Source organism: Sulfitobacter sp. DSM 110093, from assembly GCF_022788715.1.
GTDB lineage: Bacteria > Pseudomonadota > Alphaproteobacteria > Rhodobacterales > Rhodobacteraceae > Sulfitobacter.
In genome coordinates this window covers 2,461,585-2,480,242 of the sequence record NZ_CP085167.1, presented here as the reverse complement: position 1 = coordinate 2,480,242, position 18,658 = coordinate 2,461,585, and the positions used below count along the sequence as shown (strand labels likewise).

At 62.2% G+C, this 18,658-nt stretch carries 21 protein-coding genes; 13 read left to right on the top strand and 8 right to left on the bottom strand.

Translation table 11 applies throughout. The annotated features are described in order from the left end of the window. Positions 1-60: 60 nt before the first annotated feature. Genes sulP through DSM110093_RS12195 form a run of 4 tightly spaced genes read right to left on the bottom strand, consistent with a single transcriptional unit; the run spans position 61 to position 3,630 of the window. Positions 61-1,782 carry a sulfate permease gene (sulP, locus tag DSM110093_RS12210; protein ID WP_243265339.1) on the bottom strand — a complete coding sequence of 574 codons (1,722 nt, stop codon included), beginning with the start codon at positions 1,780-1,782 and terminating at the stop codon, positions 61-63. A 54-nt stretch (positions 1,783-1,836) separates the two neighbouring features. Further along, positions 1,837-2,754, bottom strand: a complete 918-nt coding sequence (locus DSM110093_RS12205; RefSeq protein ID WP_243265338.1) for an MBL fold metallo-hydrolase — start codon at positions 2,752-2,754, stop codon at positions 1,837-1,839. Next, the gene (locus DSM110093_RS12200; protein ID WP_243265337.1) at positions 2,754-3,194 is read right to left on the bottom strand and encodes a YeeE/YedE family protein; all 441 of its coding nucleotides are present in this window, start codon (positions 3,192-3,194) and stop codon (positions 2,754-2,756) included. The genes DSM110093_RS12205 and DSM110093_RS12200 overlap by 1 nt, the downstream gene beginning before the upstream one ends. Position 3,195: 1 nt before the next feature. Continuing rightward, positions 3,196-3,630, bottom strand: coding sequence for a YeeE/YedE family protein (locus DSM110093_RS12195; protein ID WP_243265336.1), 435 nt, complete (start codon positions 3,628-3,630; stop codon positions 3,196-3,198). Between the two features lie 94 nt (positions 3,631-3,724). Here DSM110093_RS12195 and DSM110093_RS12190 point away from each other — a divergent pair, with 94 nt between their 5' ends. Further along, the gene (locus DSM110093_RS12190) at positions 3,725-4,030 is read left to right on the top strand and encodes a metalloregulator ArsR/SmtB family transcription factor (protein WP_243265335.1); all 306 of its coding nucleotides are present in this window, start codon (positions 3,725-3,727) and stop codon (positions 4,028-4,030) included. Between the two features lie 28 nt (positions 4,031-4,058). Here DSM110093_RS12190 and DSM110093_RS12185 read toward each other — a convergent pair whose 3' ends face one another. Then, the gene (locus tag DSM110093_RS12185; RefSeq protein ID WP_243265334.1) at positions 4,059-4,517 is read right to left on the bottom strand and encodes a sulfur transferase domain-containing protein; all 459 of its coding nucleotides are present in this window, start codon (positions 4,515-4,517) and stop codon (positions 4,059-4,061) included. A 276-nt stretch (positions 4,518-4,793) separates the two neighbouring features. On the opposite strand from DSM110093_RS12185, the gene DSM110093_RS12180 reads away from it, so the two are divergent. Genes DSM110093_RS12180 through DSM110093_RS12160 form a run of 5 tightly spaced genes read left to right on the top strand, consistent with a single transcriptional unit; the run spans position 4,794 to position 7,659 of the window. Continuing rightward, complete coding sequence (locus DSM110093_RS12180; RefSeq protein ID WP_243265333.1) at positions 4,794-5,240, top strand: hypothetical protein; 447 nt, start codon at positions 4,794-4,796, stop codon at positions 5,238-5,240. After that, entirely contained in the window at positions 5,240-5,926 is a 687-nt protein-coding gene (locus DSM110093_RS12175) for a MotA/TolQ/ExbB proton channel family protein (protein ID WP_243265332.1), read from the top strand. Before DSM110093_RS12180 ends, DSM110093_RS12175 begins: the two co-directional genes overlap by 1 nt. A gap of 28 nt (positions 5,927-5,954) precedes the next feature. After that, a complete protein-coding gene (locus DSM110093_RS12170) occupies positions 5,955-6,296 on the top strand; it encodes a biopolymer transporter ExbD (protein WP_243263213.1) in 342 nt (113 codons plus the stop codon). 2 nt (positions 6,297-6,298) lie between these two features. After that, entirely contained in the window at positions 6,299-6,685 is a 387-nt protein-coding gene (locus tag DSM110093_RS12165) for a biopolymer transporter ExbD (RefSeq protein WP_093928388.1), read from the top strand. Next, positions 6,685-7,659: a TonB family protein gene (locus DSM110093_RS12160; protein ID WP_243265331.1), complete on the top strand. Its 975-nt coding sequence runs from the start codon at positions 6,685-6,687 to the stop codon at positions 7,657-7,659. The genes DSM110093_RS12165 and DSM110093_RS12160 overlap by 1 nt, the downstream gene beginning before the upstream one ends. Before the next feature lie 13 nt (positions 7,660-7,672). On the opposite strand, the gene DSM110093_RS12155 is transcribed toward DSM110093_RS12160, so the two are convergent. Beyond that, on the bottom strand, positions 7,673-9,007 hold the full coding sequence (locus DSM110093_RS12155) for an aspartate aminotransferase family protein (protein WP_243265330.1): 1,335 nt from the start codon (positions 9,005-9,007) through the stop codon (positions 7,673-7,675). A gap of 179 nt (positions 9,008-9,186) precedes the next feature. Here DSM110093_RS12155 and DSM110093_RS12150 point away from each other — a divergent pair, with 179 nt between their 5' ends. The 6 genes from DSM110093_RS12150 (at position 9,187) to gap (ending at position 16,209) form a co-directional block, all read left to right on the top strand. Further along, the gene (locus DSM110093_RS12150) at positions 9,187-10,194 is read left to right on the top strand and encodes a BMP family protein (protein WP_243265329.1); all 1,008 of its coding nucleotides are present in this window, start codon (positions 9,187-9,189) and stop codon (positions 10,192-10,194) included. Next, positions 10,194-11,741: an ABC transporter ATP-binding protein gene (locus DSM110093_RS12145; protein WP_243265328.1), complete on the top strand. Its 1,548-nt coding sequence runs from the start codon at positions 10,194-10,196 to the stop codon at positions 11,739-11,741. The genes DSM110093_RS12150 and DSM110093_RS12145 overlap by 1 nt, the downstream gene beginning before the upstream one ends. Beyond that, complete coding sequence (locus DSM110093_RS12140; protein WP_243265327.1) at positions 11,731-12,780, top strand: ABC transporter permease; 1,050 nt, start codon at positions 11,731-11,733, stop codon at positions 12,778-12,780. The genes DSM110093_RS12145 and DSM110093_RS12140 overlap by 11 nt, the downstream gene beginning before the upstream one ends. Then, on the top strand, positions 12,780-13,724 hold the full coding sequence (locus tag DSM110093_RS12135; protein WP_243265326.1) for an ABC transporter permease: 945 nt from the start codon (positions 12,780-12,782) through the stop codon (positions 13,722-13,724). Before DSM110093_RS12140 ends, DSM110093_RS12135 begins: the two co-directional genes overlap by 1 nt. A gap of 56 nt (positions 13,725-13,780) precedes the next feature. Next, positions 13,781-15,061, top strand: a complete 1,281-nt coding sequence (locus DSM110093_RS12130) for an amidohydrolase family protein (RefSeq protein WP_243265325.1) — start codon at positions 13,781-13,783, stop codon at positions 15,059-15,061. Between the two features lie 146 nt (positions 15,062-15,207). After that, on the top strand, positions 15,208-16,209 hold the full coding sequence (gap, locus tag DSM110093_RS12125) for a type I glyceraldehyde-3-phosphate dehydrogenase (RefSeq protein WP_243265324.1): 1,002 nt from the start codon (positions 15,208-15,210) through the stop codon (positions 16,207-16,209). A 39-nt stretch (positions 16,210-16,248) separates the two neighbouring features. Here gap and DSM110093_RS12120 read toward each other — a convergent pair whose 3' ends face one another. Then, complete coding sequence (locus tag DSM110093_RS12120; protein WP_243265323.1) at positions 16,249-16,776, bottom strand: winged helix DNA-binding protein; 528 nt, start codon at positions 16,774-16,776, stop codon at positions 16,249-16,251. 191 nt (positions 16,777-16,967) lie between these two features. Here DSM110093_RS12120 and DSM110093_RS12115 point away from each other — a divergent pair, with 191 nt between their 5' ends. After that, positions 16,968-18,041 carry a Hint domain-containing protein gene (locus DSM110093_RS12115; RefSeq protein WP_243265322.1) on the top strand — a complete coding sequence of 358 codons (1,074 nt, stop codon included), beginning with the start codon at positions 16,968-16,970 and terminating at the stop codon, positions 18,039-18,041. 36 nt (positions 18,042-18,077) lie between these two features. Here DSM110093_RS12115 and DSM110093_RS12110 read toward each other — a convergent pair whose 3' ends face one another. Continuing rightward, positions 18,078-18,647 (bottom strand): TlpA family protein disulfide reductase, encoded by a 570-nt coding sequence (locus tag DSM110093_RS12110; RefSeq protein ID WP_243265321.1) that lies wholly within the window; start codon positions 18,645-18,647, stop codon positions 18,078-18,080. Between the last annotated feature and the right edge of the window lie 11 nt (positions 18,648-18,658).

Sequence of the window (18,658 nt, the reverse complement as noted above, 5' to 3'; positions counted from 1 at the left end):
GGCAGGCAAACGCGCGACGGGCAGGGCGGTTCCCGCGAGGTCGCCGAATTTCGACAGTCTCTACCGCCGCTCTGCCAAGGCGCAAACGGCTTCGTGCTGGCTTAGAAACACCTCGCCGGTGAGATCGTCCAAGAAGTGGCTGCGCTTCAGCCTGTCCATCACCGGGCCTTTCACCTCACTCAGGTGCAGGCGTATATCGGCATCCCGCAGCCGTGTGTTGATCGCCTCAAGCGACTCCAATGCCGAGAGGTCGATCTCATTCACCGCTGGGAACATCAGCACCACATCGGTCAACTCAGGTTTCTCGGCGGCATGAAACGCCAGTTGGTCTTCGAGGTATCGCGCATTGGGAAAATAAAGGCTCTCATCCACCCGCAGCGACAGCACATGCGGCTGGGTCTCGACCTTATGGCGCAGCACGTTGCGGAAATGCTCGGTCCCCGGCACGCGGCCCACCACGGCCATATGCGGGCGCGAGGTCTTATAAAGATGCACAAGGATTGAGGTGATGACCCCGGCGCTCACCCCCGCTTCCACGCCGAAGACCAGCGTCAGCAGGATCGTCACGCTCACAGCGGCGAAATCGGCGTGGCTGAAGGCCCAAGCGCGTTTGAGGATCGAGAAATCAACAAGGCTCAGCACCGCGACGATGATCGTGGCGGCCAGCGTGGCTTTGGGCAGGAAGTAGATCAGCGGGGTCAGAAACAGCGCCGCAAGGGCCAGCCCGACGGCGGTGAAAGCGCCTGCGGCGGGCGTTTCGGCCCCCGCGTCAAAGTTTACTACAGAGCGTGAAAATCCGCCCGTTACTGGAAAACCCCCGGTGAACGCTGCCCCGAGGTTTGCGCTGCCCAGACCGATCAGTTCCTGATCCGGGTCGATGCGCTGGCGCTTCTTGGCGGCCAATGTCTGGGCCACGCTGATGCTCTCTACAAAGCCGATGATCGAAATCAGCAGCGCGGGGATGAAGAGTTGCGACAGCAGATCGGGCGAGAAGGAAGGCAGCGTGAGCGGCGGCAGGCTTTGCGGCACTTCGCCCACGATGGCCACGCCGCGACTGCCCAGATCAAAGGCCCAGACCGTCAATGTGGTTCCGAGGATTGCCAGCACCGGCCCCGACTTTGCCCCGATATCGGCCATGCGTGGCGCCAGCCCGATACGCAAAAGCAAGGGCTTTAACCCGCCGCGCACCCAGAACAGAAACGCCGTTGCGGTCACGCCCAGCAGCAGGGTGATCGGGTTCACCTCCCCCAGATGCGCCCAGAGGCTGCCGAGGATTTCGACCAGCGTATGCCCTGTGCCTTCGATCCCCAGAATATGCCGCAACTGGCTGGCGGCGATCAGAATGCCGGAAGCCGTGATGAACCCCGCAATCACCGGGTGTGACAGAAAATTCGCCAAAAACCCCAGCCGGAACAGCCCGAGCGCCAGCAGCATCGCGCCCGATAAAAACGCCAGTGTCAGCGCCGCTGTGACATAGCCCGCCGTGCCAGCCTCGGCGATATTGCCCACCGCCGCTGCTGTCATGAGCGACACCACCGCCACCGGCCCCACGGCCAACGCCCGGCTGGTGCCGAAGATCGCATAAAGCACAATTGGCGCGATGGAGGCGTAGATGCCAGCCTCAGGCGGCATCCCCGCCAGCAGCGCATAGGCCAGCGATTGCGGGATCAACATGATGGTGACAATCACCGCCGCCACCATATCTCCGGTGAATTGGCCGCGGTCATAGCGCCGCCCCCAGTCGAGGATCGGCAGATATTGGCGAAGTGGGGGGAGGGTCATGTCAGGCAATCCGTCAGGGGGAGGGGCAGCCCCCAAGGGGTCACCCGATTTTGCTTAATCGAAACGGTTCACCGGCATTTTCAGATAGTGGTTGCCGTCATCCTCCACCGGGGGCAGGCGCCCGCCGTGCAGGTTGATCTGCAAGGCCGCAAGGATGCGAGTAGGCATCGATAGAGTTGCATCGCGCGTCTGGCGGCGCTCGATGTATTCTTGACGCCCGGTGCCATCTTTGACGTGGAAATTGTTCGCCTTGTGCTCATCTACCGTGGCCTCCCATCGCGGTTCTCGGCGTTCTTTCGTGCCATAGTCATGGCCGATATACAGCCGCGTATCGCCGGGCAGGGCGAGGATGTCTTGGATAGATTGCCATAGCTCTGCGGTATCGCCGCCGGGGAAGTCTGACCGCGATGTGCCAGCATCAGGCTGCATCAATGTGTCATGCACAAAGGCCGCATCGCCGCAGACGTAGGTGATTGACCCCAGTGTGTGACCGGGCGACAGCATCACTTTGGCGTCCAATTCACCAATCTTAAACGTCTCGCCTTCTTCGAACAGATGGTCAAAGTCGCGGTCCGGGTCAAAGGCGTTCGGCAGGTTGTAGAGGTCCGCCCAAATTTTGGCGATCTCAGGCACCAGCGCACCGATCGCATTGGGCGCACCGGTTCGTTCTTTCAACTGGGCCGAGGCCATGACGTGATCCGCATGGGGATGCGTATCAAGCACCCATTCCACGCTCAGGCCATGCTCTTTCACAAGGTCCAAAACCTGATCTATGCTCTCGGTCGTGAACTTGTAACTCTTCGGATCAAAGTTCCAGACCACATCGATCAGCGCGGCCTTCTTGGTCGCCGGGTCGGCGCAGATGTATTGGATCGAGCCTGTGTCAGGCTCATAAATGCCCCAGACATCGGGGCTGCCCGCACCGGTCGAGGGGGAGTGGCGCACGACGGGGGAGTTCAGAGGGTCGCTCATCAGGCAGGTCCTTCCTTAGTTTTAGACATCAAATCAGGGGTGTGGCGAGCGATCCACATGCCGCCCAGCATGAAGGGCACAAAGATCAACGTACCGCTGGCCGCCAAGGGCAGGGCGGTCAACGCTGGGCCGGGGCAGAAGCCGCCCAAGCCCCAGCCTACGCCGAAGATCGCAGCGCCGGTCAGCAGTTTCGGCTCAAGATCATTGCGGGTGGGGACGCGGAATGTGGTGTCGAAATAGGGGGTCTGACGGCTGCGGAACAGCCACGCGAACCCCGGCGCTGTCACGGCGATGGCGCCGCCCATGACAAAGGCAAGGCTGGGATCCCATGTGCCAAAGACATCGAGAAAATTCAGCACTTTGGCAGGGTCCGCCATGCCGGAGACGATAAGGCCGATGCCAAAGACAAGGCCGGAGAGGAGGGCGAATACCTGTTTCATCTCACGCCCCCAACACATGCCGCATGACAAACACGGTCACGAATGCAGTCGCCATGAACGTTACGGTCGCCACGATCGACCGCGCCGATCCTCGGCTGATCCCGCAAACCCCATGGCCCGAGGTGCAGCCATTGCCATAGGTCGCGCCAAAGCCGACTAGCAGCCCAGCCACGGCCATCAACAGTGGGTTCGAAGGCACCCACTGCTGCGGCCAGCCGCCTGAGACGATCAACCAAAGCGGTGCTGCCAGCAAAAGCCCCAGCACGAAAAAGAACGAAACGCCGCGTGCTTCGCCGTCACTGCTGCGCGCGAATAGCCGCGAGGTCAGCCCGCTGATGCCTGCGATACGCCCGTTCGTCGCCATCAACAGCACCGCCGACGCGCCGATCATCGCGCCGCCACCGAGTGACAACCAAAATGTGAATTCAGTTTCCATGCCTCAACTTCCTAAGCGCTGACCGTGGTGGCTAGCTTGTAGCAAACTGCGGTTCAGTATATATTAGCACTTCGTAATATTCAATGATGCTAATATGAAAAACGCAGACGACTTTTTGGACGGCGATATTGCCAGCGCCGCGGCCCTTATGACGATGCTTGCGTCTGAGGCGCGCCTGCAAATCCTATGCCGTCTGCTGGAAGGGGAGCGGTCCGTCGGTGATCTGGCCGACGCCTGCGGGCTGTCGCAATCCACCATGTCACAGCAACTTAAAAAGTTGAAAGACGCCGGGCTGGTCGACAGCCGTCGCGCTGGGCAAACGATCTTTTACAGGGTGAAGGGGCAGGAGGCCGGGGCGGTTCTGGAAACGCTGCACGGCCTCTACTGCGCTAGGGATTAGAATGTCCCGGTGGGGCCGGGCGCATCATTCAGGCTTTGCTATCAGCGTAGGATTTGACGAACTGGCCAATTCCATCTTCGGTTAAATCAATGCCGCGGGCCTTGCCTTCTTGCAGCGCCGTATCACCGTCCCAGCCCTTATCCGCTGCAAGCGCCATCAATGTCATCGCCCCCGCACGCTTGCCCGAGGCGCAGTGCAAAAACGCCGGCTGTGGCAGGTCATTCAATGCGCGGCGGAACCCGTCCACCGTTTCAGGGCTCAGGTCTTCCGGCGCGATCGGGTGGTGCAGGTAATTCAAACCCAGTTTTTCAGCAACCAAACCCTCTGCATCGGGGGACAACCCGCCTTTTTCGTGCGCGGCGCGAAAGTTCACCACTGTTCTCATACCTGCCGAGGCTGCCTGTTCCAGCGCCTTGGCGTCCGGCAGGAACAGCGCCACATCATGGCTGGGGTCGATGGTTGCGATCTTTTGGGTATCGTCGGTCATTCTGGCCTCCTTCTCTGCGCGAATGCCTGTATGGCAGGCGCGGTTATTTCAGCGGCCCAACACCAATCTGGCTCAACTGTTCCTCTGCTCCAGAGGGGCGGCGTGTAGCGGCATACTTATCCGAGTAATAAAGTCAGGATTGTCACCGCCGCGCGGTTTTGTTAGGCAGCAACCAGAAATTCCGCTTGGCGCGACAGGTGGCATGACGATTCTGCCCCTCGGCAGAGGCCACCCGAACGCGCCGTGATTAACGACAACCCCTTTGGGAGCCACCCCATGCCGCATTTTCGTTCCGCGTTCCTCGCGGCCCTGACCCTCTCTTTTGCTCACAGCGCCATTGCTGAAACACCTGACGTGATCCCGGCCAGCGCCGAACCGTACCTAAAGGTCGAGCTGAACGCCGCCGATACGACGGATGCAAACTGCAAGCTGACGTTCCTCATCACCAACGGTCTTTCCACACCGCTTGACAAAGCCGTGTATGAGACTGTGCTTTTTGACCGCGAAGGCACCGTGGATCGTTTGACCCTATTCGATTTCGGCGCATTGCCCGTAGGCCGCCCCCGCGTGCGCCAATTCGTCGTGCCGCAGACGACTTGCGAAAACTTGGGCCGCATTCTGTTCAACGGTGCGCAAAGCTGCGCGGGCGAGGGGATTGAGGCAGGCACCTGTGAACGCGCATTGGCCCCGGCAACCCGCACCGACATCGAGGTGCTGGGCTGATGGAGCAACTGAACGATCTGCTGACCCCGCTGCGGGGCATTGCCGAAACAGGTGGCCCGGTGGTGGTGATCTTGATGGGCGTCGCTGTGCTGACCCTCGCCGTCGCCTTGTATAAAACATGGCAATTTCGCGCCGCCGCTGTGGGGCGTCACCGCGCACTTTCTGAAGCGGTGGAAGCCTGGGAACGCGGCGATGCCACGGCGGCGCGCAGCGCGCTTGGCCGCTCGAAAAGCTACCTTGCCCCGGTGATTGAGCTGGCCATGACCTCTCCAGATGCGGGCGCGTCGCGGCTTCAGGCCGAGGCCGAGTTGCGCTTTGCCAAGTTGGAGCGCGGCTTCCGCCTGCTGGATTCCGTGGCGCAGCTTGCTCCGCTCTTGGGTCTTTTCGGCACGGTTCTAGGCATGATCGAAGCCTTCCGTGCCTTGCAGGACGCAGGGTCGCAGGTCGATCCCTCAATCCTCGCGGGTGGTATCTGGGTCGCGCTTCTGACCACTGCCGTGGGCCTCGTCGTCGCAATGCCGACCGCGCTGGTGCTTAGCTGGCTGGAACAGCGGATGGAAACCGAGCGTGTCATCGCTGACAAGGCGATTTTGACTGTGCTGCACCCCGGCCATAATGCTGCACCCGCCACACCGCAGGCCGCCGCACCCTTTGGTGTTGCCGCCCCCCGGCCAGCCCATGGCTAGGCCACGCCGGAGGCGCAACCGCCTTTCCATGACCTCCCTGATCGACGTGATCTTTTTGTTGTTGTTGTTTTTCATGCTGACCTCGACCTTCTCAAAATTTGCCGAGATCGAATTGGCCGCAGCGACATCCGGCGCCGGGGCCGAGACGGGGGCGAAGCCCTTCTTTTTGCAGCTCACCACCGAAGGGCTGCGCTTGAATGGCGATATGCTGGCCCTTGATGCGCTAACCGCCAGCCCTTTGGCCGAGGCTGAGAAGGGCACGCCGCTTCTCGTCTCTCTTGGGGAGGCGGTAGAGGCGCAGGCGCTGGCCGATCTGCTTATTGCGTTGCGTGCCCTGCCGGGTCTCAGCGTGTCGGTTCTGGAGGGGTAAACATGCGTCCCATCGCCAAAGCCAAACCGCAACGCGAACCGACCATCGCGCTGATCAACATCGTCTTTCTGATGCTCGTCTTCTTCATGGTCGCGGGCACCCTGTCGCAGCCGCTGGATTCGGACCTCAACCTCGTGGAAACCCGCGAACTTGAGGGCCGCGCCCCGCCCAATGCGCTGGTGGTCCATGCCGATGGCCGCATGACCTTCGCAGGCCAAGACCGCGCCAGCGTGACAGAGTTCATTGATGCGCTGCCCGAAGAAGAACGCGATACCGTGCGCCTTTTGCCCGACCGCGCTTTGCCTGCCCGCCGTCTTGTTGAACTGACCCGCGAGCTACGCGCCGCCGGGGCAGAGCGTGTGCTGCTTGTCACCGAAAGGGCACTGTAATGATCCCCCGTTCCGGTCTTATCAAAGGGTTGTCCATCGGCTTTGCCGCTGGGCTTGTGGTTGGCGTGTCGCAACTAACCCAGACTGACAACAGCGCCAAGATCGCAGGTGGCGGCGCGCCCGCGTCAGCGCAGCTTGGCACCCGGTTTGAGGATATGGCCGTTGGCACGCTCGACGCGGAGCCCGCCGAAGATCTCACTCCAACCCCAACGCCGGAGCCGCCCGAAACCGCGGAGGCGCTCACTCCCACGCCGACGCCGCCCGCCCCAACAGCCGCAGCCGCGCCCCCCCCGGCCGAGCCTGTGGAAACGGCACAAGTGACAGAGCCGATGCCCGTTGCCCCACCCGCAGCGCTCGCGGCTGAGACGCCTGTCTTGCCATCGTTGACCCCGGTTGAAACGCCGCCCGAAACCACAGAGGCCGTTCCGACCCTCACACCTACGGGCCCGGTGCCACCGACGGAAACCGTCACCGCCGAAGCCCCTGACGAAGAAGCGCCGCGCCTGTCGCAGCGCCCGCAACGCCGCGACCCAGAGCGCGCCGCCGAAGCCGCCAAAAAGGCAAAGCCCAAGCCCCAGCCGAAACCCAAGCCAAAGCAGACCGCCCGTGGCAATGCCAAGCGCGACAACACCAAAGGCGCGCAGACCACCAGCCGCACGGGCAATGCCTCTCAGGCAGGTACGCGCAAACAGGCGGCAGCGCCTTCGGGCAACGCAGCGGTCAGCAACTACCCCGGCAAAGTCATGAGCCGCATCGCCCGCGTCGGCAAGCCGCGCGTCCGCTCACGCGGGACCGCTGTGATTGCCTTCTCGGTGGGCAATGGCGGGCAATTGGCAGGCGCACGGGTGGCGCGCAGTTCAGGGTCGGCGGCTCTGGATCAAGCGGCGCTTGGCATCATTCGACAGGCCGCACCTTTCCCGCGCCCGCCCGCCGGGGCGCAGCGCAACTTCTCGATCCAGATCAAAGGCCGATGAGCGGGCGAAGGGCTCAGCCCTTCGCGATTACCTGATCCACCGCCGCGCCGAGCATATCGACAATCAGGTCGATTTCCTCGGGCGGGGAGGTGAAAGCCGGGGCCAGCAACACATGATCCCCCGCAGTGCCATCGGCACAGCCCTGCGACGGATAGCAGATCATTCCCGCGTCCAGCGCCGCGCGTTGAATTTTGCCCGCAAGGTTGCGGCTGACGTCAAAGGGCGCCTTGCTGCCACGCTCGGCCACCAGTTCGATAGACCAGAACAGCCCGCGCCCGCGAATGTCACCGACATGGGCGTGTTGGCTAAATCGCTGGTGCAACGCCGTTTCCAACTGCGCCCCACGCGCCCGCACGGCCCCCAGCAGATCGCGGCTCTCGACCTCTTGCAGCACCGCCAACGCGCCAGCCGTGGCGACGGCATGCGACATATAAGTATGCCCGTTCCACAGGTTGCCGCTGCCCGCCATGATCGCGTCAATCACGCTTTCCCGTGCCATCACCGCCGCGATGGGCTGATAGCCCCCCCCGAGACCCTTTGCCATTGTGGTGATATCGGCGCAAATCCCTTCCTGCTCCAACGCAAAAAGGCTCCCCGTCCGGCCCATGCCGCACATGACCTCGTCGGCGATGAGCAGCACGCCGTAGCGGTCGCAAATCTCGCGCACGCGTTTGAAGTACCCCTCTGGCGCGGGTTGCGAACCAAGCGATGCACCGACCACCGGTTCGGCCACAAAGGCAGCAACAGTCTCTGGCCCCAGATCCACAATTCGCATCTCCAACTGATTGGCCAAGCGTTGCGCAAAATCCGCTTCGCTTTCTCCTTCAAGTTGAAGCCGGTAGGCATAAGCCGCGTCGATATGTTCGACATCCATCAGCATAGAGGCAAAGGGTGCGCGGCGTCCGGCATGGCCGCCCACCGCCAACGCGCCGAGAGTATTGCCGTGATAGCTCGGCTTGCGCGCGATGATCTTGGCCCGCGCCTTATCGCCACGCTCCAGATGGTACTGCCGTGCGAGTTTTAGCGCCGCTTCCATCGCTTCTGATCCGCTGCCCAAATACATGATCCGGCCTTCACCCGTGCCCTTGGGCGCGCGGGCAATCAAATGGTCGGCCAATGCTTCTGCGGGTGGGTTGGTGAACAGGCCCGTATGGGCAAAGGCAAGCTGATCCATCTGCGTGGCAATCGCGCGGCGAACCGCCGTGTTATCATGCCCAAGGCTAGATACTGCCGCGCCGCCACAGGCATCCAGATAGCGCTTCCCACTGTCATCAATAAGGAAATTTCCCTCTCCGCTGACAATCACTGGTTGCGTGGCGCGCAGGTTACGGTGCAATACATGGCTCATCGAAGAATCCGATCCTTGGGGTCGACCCTATTTACCGCGCTGCGCGCTGACTGCCAGTTTAATCAGCATGTCGCTGATGATCGGCAGGGCAGGGGGTGACCTAAGGTCAGGTGAAGCTTGACAGGTCAAAAATTTTACCAAACGGTAAATAGCATAATACTGCAACTGGGGGTCACAACATGACACAACGCAATTTCACTCGCCGCTTTTTATTGGGCACAGCCGCCATGCTGGCCGGGGCCACTCTGCTGCCACAGGGTGCCTTGGCCGCCGAGCCGCTTAAAGTCGCTGGCGTCTATACCGTGCCGGTCGAACAGCAATGGGTCAGCCGCATCCACAAAGCGGCCGAAGCCGCACAGACACGCGGCGATATCGAATATACCTTCACCGAAAACGTCTCCAACACCGACTACGCCCGCGTGCTGCGCGAATATGCCGAGGCCGGGAACCAGTTGATCGTCGGCGAAGTCTTTGGTGCCGAAGCCGAGGCGCGCGAAGTTGCCGCCGATTACCCCGATGTTGCTTTCCTCATGGGCTCCAGCTTCAAGCAGGACGAAGCGCTGCCCAATTTTGCGGTCTTCGACAACTACATCCAAGACGCGGCGTATCTGTCGGGCATCATCGCCGGTGCCATGACCGAGAGCGGCAACATCGGCATGGTCGGCGGCTTTCCCATCCCTGAGGTCAACCGCCTGATGCATGCCTTCATGGCGGGTGCCGCGGAAATGAACCCCGATATCAAGTTCCAAGTGAGCTTCATCGGCTCTTGGTTCGATCCGCCCAAAGCCAAGGAGACCGCCTTCGCCATGGTCGAGCAGGGGGCCGACGTGCTCTATGCCGAGCGTTTTGGCGTGTCGGACGCGGCACAGGAGAAAGGCATTCTGGCCATCGGCAACGTGATCGACACCCAAGCGGAATACCCCGAGACGGTCGTCGCTTCCGCCCTGTGGCATTTCGAGCCGACGCTTGATGCCGCCATCGCCGCTGTCAAAGCAGGCGAGTTCATGGCCGACGACTATGGCCGCTACTCCTTCATGTCCGAGGGCGGCTCCTCGCTTGCGCCTCTGGGCACCTTTGAGGGCAAAGTCCCGCAAGAGGCGCTGGATATGGTCAAGGAGCGCGAGCAGGCGATCAAGGACGGCTCCTTCACCGTCGACATCAACGACGAAGAACCGAAGTCCTCTTAATGACCGATCCAAGACCCGAGGCGCAGGTTGTCCTGCGCCTCGATAATATTACCAAACGATTTGGCAAGCTCACCGCCAATGACGCGATCAGCTTTGATCTGCGGCAGGGCGAAGTCATTGCCCTGCTGGGCGAAAACGGTGCGGGCAAGACCACGCTGATGAATATCCTGTTTGGCCATTACACCCCCGACGAAGGCCATGTTGAGGTTTCCGGCGAGCGCTTGCCAGCGGGCAATCCGCGTGCAGCGCTGGCCGCGGGCGTCGGCATGGTGCACCAGCATTTCACGCTGGCCGACAATATGACCGTGCTGGAAAACATCGTGCTCGGCACCCGTTCGATCTGGCGCCCCGGTTTTGGCCGGGCACAGGCGCGGCAGCGGATTGTTACGCTGATGGACGACTACGGGCTGCGGGTGGACCCTGACGCTCAGGTCGGCAGCCTCAGCGTGGGCGAACGACAGCGGGTTGAGATCCTCAAAGCCCTTTACCGCGAGGCACGTATCCTGATTTTGGACGAGCCGACCGCCGTTCTCACCCCGCAAGAAACCGATGACCTATTTGCCACTATGCGCAAGGCCGTGGCGCTTGGCCTCTCGGTCATCTTCATCTCCCATAAACTGCATGAGGTCATGGCGATCTCGTCGCGCGTCGTGGTGCTGCGACATGGCAAGTTGGTAGCCGAAGCCAAGACCACCGAGACCGACCGCGCCGCGATGGCGCAGATGATGGTGGGCTCCGAGGTCGCCGCCCCTGTTGTGCGCCGTGCTGATCCGGGTACCGCACTGGTCACGTTGGCAGGCGTCTCTTCGCCTGACATTGGCTCTGCGCCGGGGTTAAAGAACGTCGATCTTGAACTGCGTGCGGGGCAAATCACCGGCCTTGCCGGGGTCTCCGGCAATGGCCAAACCGCGCTCGCCGACCTGATCGGCGGGTTGATCCGCCCCGCGTCAGGCACGTTTCACGTGAAAGGCGACGCGCCGCGCGGTTGGTCGCCCCATGCCGCCATCAGCGCAGGCATCGCCCGCATCCCCGAAGACCGCCACAAGACTGGCACCATTGCCGACTTCGATCTCACCGAAAACGCGGTGCTCGAACTCTATTTGCGCCCCGGTTTCTCCCGCCATGGCTGGATGAATTGGCGTGCTGCGCGTGATTTCGCGGCCAAGATCATCAAAGGCTACGATGTACGCTGCCCCGGCCCAGACACCCGTATTCGCCTGCTGTCTGGCGGCAACATGCAAAAGCTGATCTTGGGCCGCGTGCTGGAAACCGCGCCTTCGGTGGTGCTCGCCAACCAGCCCGTGCGCGGGCTGGATATCGGAGCGTTGACCTACGTCCACGAACAATTGCTCGCCGCGCGGGATCGGGGCGCTGCGGTACTGCTGATCTCCGAAGACCTCGACGAGGTGACCGCGCTGTCGGATGTGATCCACGTGATCTCCGAAGGGCGCCTCTCGCCCCCCTTCGCCCGCGGCGCACTGACGCCCGCCGAGCTTGGCGTCTGGATGGCCGGAGACGGTTTTGAGGAGGCACCTCATGCGGCTTGAACCCATCGCCAACCCAACATGGACCCGCTCACTGGGCCTGCCCGCGCTGGCGCTTTTTGGCACGGTCGTCGTTGCCTCTCTGCTCGCGATGGTCGCTGGTGCGCAACCGTTTTCGGTGCTTGGGTTGATCGTCAAAGGTGCCTTCGGCTCTAAATTCGCCACGTTGGAAACGCTGAACCGCGCCACGCCACTGATCTTTACCGGGCTAGCCGTCGCCGTCGCCTTCCGCGCCAAACTGTGGAACATCGGGGCCGAAGCGCAGCTTTATATGGGCGCGGTAGTCACCGTGGTGCTGGGCACCGGCGCACTGGCCTGGCCCAGCTTTGCGCTGCTGCCGACCGTCGCGCTGGCCGCCATGCTGGCGGGGGCCGTGGTGCTCTTGGTGCCGACTTTCCTCAAAACCCGCTTTGGCGTCGATGAAGTTGTCACCACGCTGCTGCTGAATTTTGTCGTCCTGCTCTGGGTGTCCATGCTGCTCGAAGGGTCGCTGAAAGATCCGATGGGCCTCGGCTGGCCCAAATCCGCGCGGCTGATCGGCGAGGCACGACTGCCGCGCATCGCCGAGGGACTGCGGCTGCACTGGGGCTTCGGCCTCGCGCTGATCTCGGCGCTGGTCGTCTGGGTGATCCAGCGCCGCAGTACGCTGGGATACGAGATGCGCGCGGTGGGGCTGAACCCTGCGGCGGCGCGGTTCGCGGGCATTCCGGTCAACGCCACACTCATCAAGACGGCGCTCTTGTCGGGCGGTCTTGCTGCACTGGCGGGCTTTTCTGAGGTGGCGGGGCTCAAGGGCAACCTTACCTTGGATATCTCGCCCGGCTTTGGCTACACCGGCATCATCGTCGCCATGCTGGCGCTGCTGAACCCGCTTGGCGTGGTGGTCGCAGCCCTCTTCGTCGCGGGCATCTTCGTCGGCGCCGACAGCATGAGCCGCGCGGCGGGCGTGCCGACCTACCTCGCCGACATCATGCTGGCGCTAGCGCTTCTGGCGATGGTGCTGGCGATCATGCTGACCAAATTCCGGGTGAGGCGCGACTGATGGATATTCTCGACATTCTCCTTCAGGCGAGCTTCTGGACCGCCGCGATCCGCATCGCCTCGCCGCTGATCTTTGCCGCCTTGGGCGAGTTGATCTGCGAGCGGGCAGGGGTGCTGAACCTCGGCATCGAAGGCATCATGGTCGTTGGTGCATTCGCGGGCTGGCTCACCGTCTACTTGGGCGGCGGGCTGTGGTTCGGTGTGGCGGTGGCGATGCTCTCGGGCATGGCCTTTGGCTTGGTGCATGGGGTACTGACCGTGCCCTTTGGCCTCAGCCAGCATGTCGTCGGCCTTGGCATCACGCTGCTGGCCACGTCGCTCACCTACTACTGCTACCGTCTGGCACTGCCCGAGGTCACGTCGCCGCCGAAGATCGAAGCCTTCCAGCCGCTGGAAATCCCGATCCTGTCCGACATCCCCGTGATCGGCCCCGCGCTGTTTAACCAGACCCCGCTGACCTATCTCGCTTTTGTGCTGGTCGTAGTCGTGACGCTGGTGCTCTATCGCACGCCCATGGGCCTCGCCCTACGCGCAGCGGGGGAGAACCCTGCAGCGGTTGAGGCGCAGGGCCTAAGCGTTTCCGCCATCCGCATCGGCGCGGTGATGGTCGGCAGCGGGTTTATGGCCGTGGGCGGGGCCTTCCTGACGATGAGCGCGTTCAATTCGTTCTTCTTTGAGATGGTCAACGGACGCGGGTGGATCTGCATCGCGCTGGTGGTCTTCGGCTCATGGAAACCGGGCAAGACGCTCTTGGGCGCGGTGCTGTTTGCGGCTTTCGACGCTTTGCAAATTCGCGTGCAACAAACGCCGCTCGGGGCTGACATTCCCTACCAAATCTTCCTGATGGCGCCTTATATCCTGTCGATCCTCGCGTTGGTTGTGATGTCACGCCGCGCGCAGGTGCCAGCGGCGCTGATGGTGCCGTTCAACAAGGGGGAGCGCTGAGTTGGCACTTCCCATCACGCCTTTAGCCGGGCCAAATCAATCACACGAGTAACCCCATGTTCGACCTCATCATCAAAGGCGGCACACTTCCCGACGGCCGCACCTCCGATATCGGTATCAAGGCCGACAAAATCACCGCCATCGAAGATCTGTCGACCGCCGAAACGCGCGACACCATCGACGCCACCGGAGATCTCGTCAGCCCGCCCTTCGTCGACCCGCATTTCCATATGGACGCCACGCTCAGCTACGGTACCCCGCGGATCAACGCTTCGGGCACGCTGCTCGAAGGCATCGGCCTCTGGGGCGAACTCAAAGAGGTGATGACGCAAGACGAGGTCAAAGCCCGCGCACTGGAGTATTGCGACTGGGCCGCCTCATTGGGCCTGCTGGCCATCCGCAGCCATGTCGACACCTGCGATGACCGCCTCTTGGGCGTCGAAGCCCTGCTCGACGTGCGCGAAACGGTCAAAGACTACATCGACCTGCAACTCGTCGCCTTCCCCCAAGACGGCCTCTACCGCGACCCAACCGCGCATGAAAACACCATCCGCGCGCTCGACATGGGCGTCGACGTGGTCGGTGGCATCCCGCATTTCGAACGCACCATGGCCGACGGCGCGCGCTCTGTCACCGCGCTTTGCGAACTTGCCGCCGAACGCGGCCTTATGGTCGACCTGCATTGCGACGAGACCGACGACCCCCATTCGCGCCATATCGAGACGCTGGCCTATGAAACTCAACGCCTAGGCCTGCAGGGCAGGGTGGCTGGCTCGCATCTGACCTCGATGCATTCGATGGACAACTACTATGTCTCGAAACTGCTGCCGCTGATGGCCGAGGCCCAAGTCGCCGCGATCCCCAATCCGCTCATCAACATCACCCTGCAGGGCCGCCACGACACCTATCCCAAACGCCGTGGTCTGACCCGCGTGAAAGAGATGCAGGCCATGGGCATCGACGTCGGCTGGGGGCAGGATTGCGTGATGGACCCGTGGTATTCCATGGGCACCGGCGACATGCTCGACGTGGCCTTCATGGGGCTGCATGTGGCGCAAATGACATCGCCCGAAGAGATGCACCGCTGTTTCGACATGGTGACGAATGTGAATGCGCGGATTCTGGGCTTGCAGGATTACGGCCTCAAGGTTGGCGCTACGGCCTCGCTGCTGGTGCTGGACGCGGGCAACCCGATCGAAGCGCTGCGGCTGCGGCCCGACCGGCTTTGCGTTGTTGCCAAGGGGCGGGTGATCTCACGCCAGTCGCGCAATGACGCGCGGCTCAGCCTGCCGGGGCGGCCAGACAGCGTGCGCCGCCGCCACAGCGCACATTCGTAACACCCCGCTCTAGCTGCCTTTTGATCGGCCCCTTTCACCGGGGGGCCGATTTCGCTTCTAAGGCCAATTGAACTCCGCTGCACCCAATGCTATGTTAGCGCTAACCGCGCCAATCCGCCCGAAACCGGGCCACCGGAGGATTTACCATGACCACAAAAATCGCCATCAACGGCTTTGGCCGCATCGGACGCTGCGTGCTACGCGCGCTGATCGAAAACGGCTTTGACGGGATCGAAGTCGTTGCCATTAACGATCTGACCGATGCCGAAAACCTGTTGCACCTGCTGAAATACGACTCCGTCCATGGCCGCCTGACCGCGGACGCGGAATTGAAAGACGGCAGCCTGCATGTCGCAGGCCAGACCATCCGCATGACGGCGGAACGTGACCCGGCGAAGCTTCCGTGGGGCGACGTTGATGTTGTCTATGAATGCACCGGGTTCTTCACCACGCGCGATGCGGCGGCGAAACATCTGGAAAACGGCAGCAAGCGGGTGCTGATCTCGGCCCCCGGCAAGGGCGTTGACCGCACCGTGGTCTACGGCGTCAACCACCAAGAGCTGACCGCCGAAGACGTGATCGTCTCCAACGCCTCCTGCACCACCAATTGCCTCGCTCCGGTGGCTAAGGTGCTCGACGACACCTTTGGGATCGAGACTGGCTATATGACCACGATCCACGCCTATACCGGCGACCAGCCGACCCACGACAGCCCACACCGCGACCCCTATCGTGGCCGCGCCGCTGCCCTGTCGATGGTGCCGACCTCGACCGGTGCCGCTGCCGCGATTTCCGAGGTAATCCCGCATCTGAAAGGCGTGCTCGAAGGCTCTGCCGTGCGGGTGCCGACGGCCAATGTCTCGCTCGTTGATCTGTGCATCATGCCCAAGAAATCTGCCACGGCAGAGGCCGTGAACGCGGCGATGCAAGAGGCGGCCAACGGTGCGCTGAAGGGCGTGTTGGCCTATGAACCCGCGCCGTTGGTTTCGGCTGATTTCAACCACGATCCGCATTCCTCGACCCTTGCCCCCGATCAGACGCGGGTCACCGATGGCGGCATGATCCGCGTGGTCAGCTGGTACGACAATGAATGGGGTTTCTCGAACCGCATGAACGACACCGCGCGTGCGATTGCCGCGTTGATCTAAACTCTATGGAACGCGGGGGAACCTCTCCCGCGTTCCACTTTACAGCGACGCCGCAGCCCGGCTCGCTTGGTCATACTGCCCCGACATTGCTCGAAGCTGCGCCGCGATCTGGCGCAATTCCTCGCCCGAGATATCGGTGCGCGGCAATCCATCGAGAAAGCAGGCCTGACGGATCGCGCGATAGGCTTCGCAAAGATCGGACCCCGCGGGGGACGTGCGATAAAACACCTCCTTCCCGCGCTTTTCGGCAGTCAGCAGTTCAGCCTTTACCAATTTGCGCAGCGCATAGTTCACCGTATGCGTGTCTTCGATGTTCAGCAGAAAACAGATATCCGTGAGCCGCTTTTCCCGGCCCCGGTGGTTGGCGTTGTGCAGCACGAGGATTTCCAGCGGCGTCAGATCCCCATTGCCCGCCGCCGCCATACAACGCGACATCCAGCGGGTGAAAGCGTTGTAGGCGATGATCATCCCGTATTCGAGCTCGGAGGCTTCCCAGCCGTCGCCCTCGGCCAAATGCCGCGAAGAGACGATCCGGCGTGACGGGGTGGGGGGTACTTCTTCCGACATGCGGTGCCTCCGGCTGTTTTATCCGGATAACGTTACCAAGACGCTGACGAGTTACAAGCGTTCCGGCCTGTGCTGCGGTGGGAAGATCAAATTGCAACAGGTTACACTGCCACATTCATGCCATCTTCCGCGAGGGCAGCGGCTTTGTTAGGCTGGCGTTAATAAAAATACGTGAGGCAGGCAGGGCAGCAATGAAAACGGGCTTTCGAGGCACGTTTGTCATCAGCTGGTCGCAAACAGAGATCGACGGTCTTGAGGCCGCGCCGGTGCAGTCGCTCGAACTGGGCTCGGCTTGGTCGTGGCGCGGGGATACTCTCCGTGTGGATGGGCCGAACGATGTGTTGCGGTTGGATATGGCGGACGGGGCAGAGCAGCTGCGCAAACGCGCGGCCCGCAAGGTGCAGCGCCTGATCGGCGCGGCGCTGGCGGAGGGCGGCGTGATGCCGGCCAAAGCCCAACGTAAAGACCATACCGCCGAACCACTCGACAACAGTTTCATGGTGACCAACGGCGCGCGGACCTACACGGTCACGTTGATTGATGCAGGCCAAGGTCGCACACCGCTGTTGATGTTTGTCGATGAATTGCCGCCGCGTGACTGTGAACTTTGGGTGATGCACAGCACGCTCAAGCCGCAGCGCGATGAGCTTTCAGAAGCCGACAGCGGCGGTGTGATTTGCTTTACCCCCGGCACCCGTATCCGCACCCCCATGGGCAGCACCCTGATCGAAGAACTACGCGAAGGCGATTTGATCCAGACCAAGGACAACGGCCCGCAACGGCTGGAATGGATCGGCAGCCGCCGGATGAGCGGCGCGCGTCTGCATGCCATTCCGCATCTGCGGCCCGTGCGGTTCCGCCCCGGCGCTTTGGGGATCGCGCAGCCCGAAGCCCCGCTGCTGGTCTCGCCCGACCACCGGATCGTGCTGCAAGGCCCGCAGGCCCGTGATCTGTTCAATTGTGACGAGGTGCTGGTCGCGGCCAAAGACCTGATTAACGGGCGCAGCGTGGCCAGCGATATGTCCCTGCGCGAAGTGACCTATATCCATGTGCTGCTGGCCGAGCATCAGGTGATGTGGGCCAATGGGGTCGAAACCGAGAGCTTTCATCCCGCCGCCGCCCCGCACACCAGTCTTGGCGCGCAGGATCGGGCGCGTCTGCTCGCGGCGCATCCGCTGTTGGAGGCTGATCCGCACAGTTACGGCAGCTTCGCGCGGCGCAATCTCAGCACGTCAGAGGCGGCGATCCTGCGGCATGTGGCATAGGGGCCGGGCGTTGACGCCCGACCTCAAGTTCAGGGTTTAACCCTCGGCGTCTTCTTTGATCAGCGCCGCGATAATCGCCCGCGCGCTCTCAGAGTCCCATTCCGCATCGCCCTGCAACCGGGCGATCTCACGCCCTTCACGGTCGAGAAGCACGCTGATCGGCAGGCCGAAAACGCCCATTTGGCTGGCGAGCTTCTGTTTCGGGTCTTGGTGGCGGGGCAGGCTATCTACGCCGGCTTCTTCAAAGAAACGCTTGATCCCTTCCTCTGAATTGCGGCCTGTGGCGATGGTCAGCACCTGAAAATCATCGCCGCCGAATTCCTTTTGCAGCGCGTTCAACTGCGGCATTTCCTTGCGGCAGGGCGCGCACCATGTGGCCCAGAAATTCACCAACACGATTTTGCCTTCGTAATCCGCCAGCGACATTGCCTCGCCATCGTCCTCACGCTCAAAGGTCACTTCAGAGGTCGCCTGCGGCGCGTCATGGATCACGAGTTTCTTCATGTCCCCTTCGCGCAGCCCCGCGATGTCAGCCGTTCCGGCAAGGGCGGGGTTTGCACCTGCGACAAGCAGCGTATAAACGAAGCCAAGCACCAGATTTTTCATACGTCCCTCCA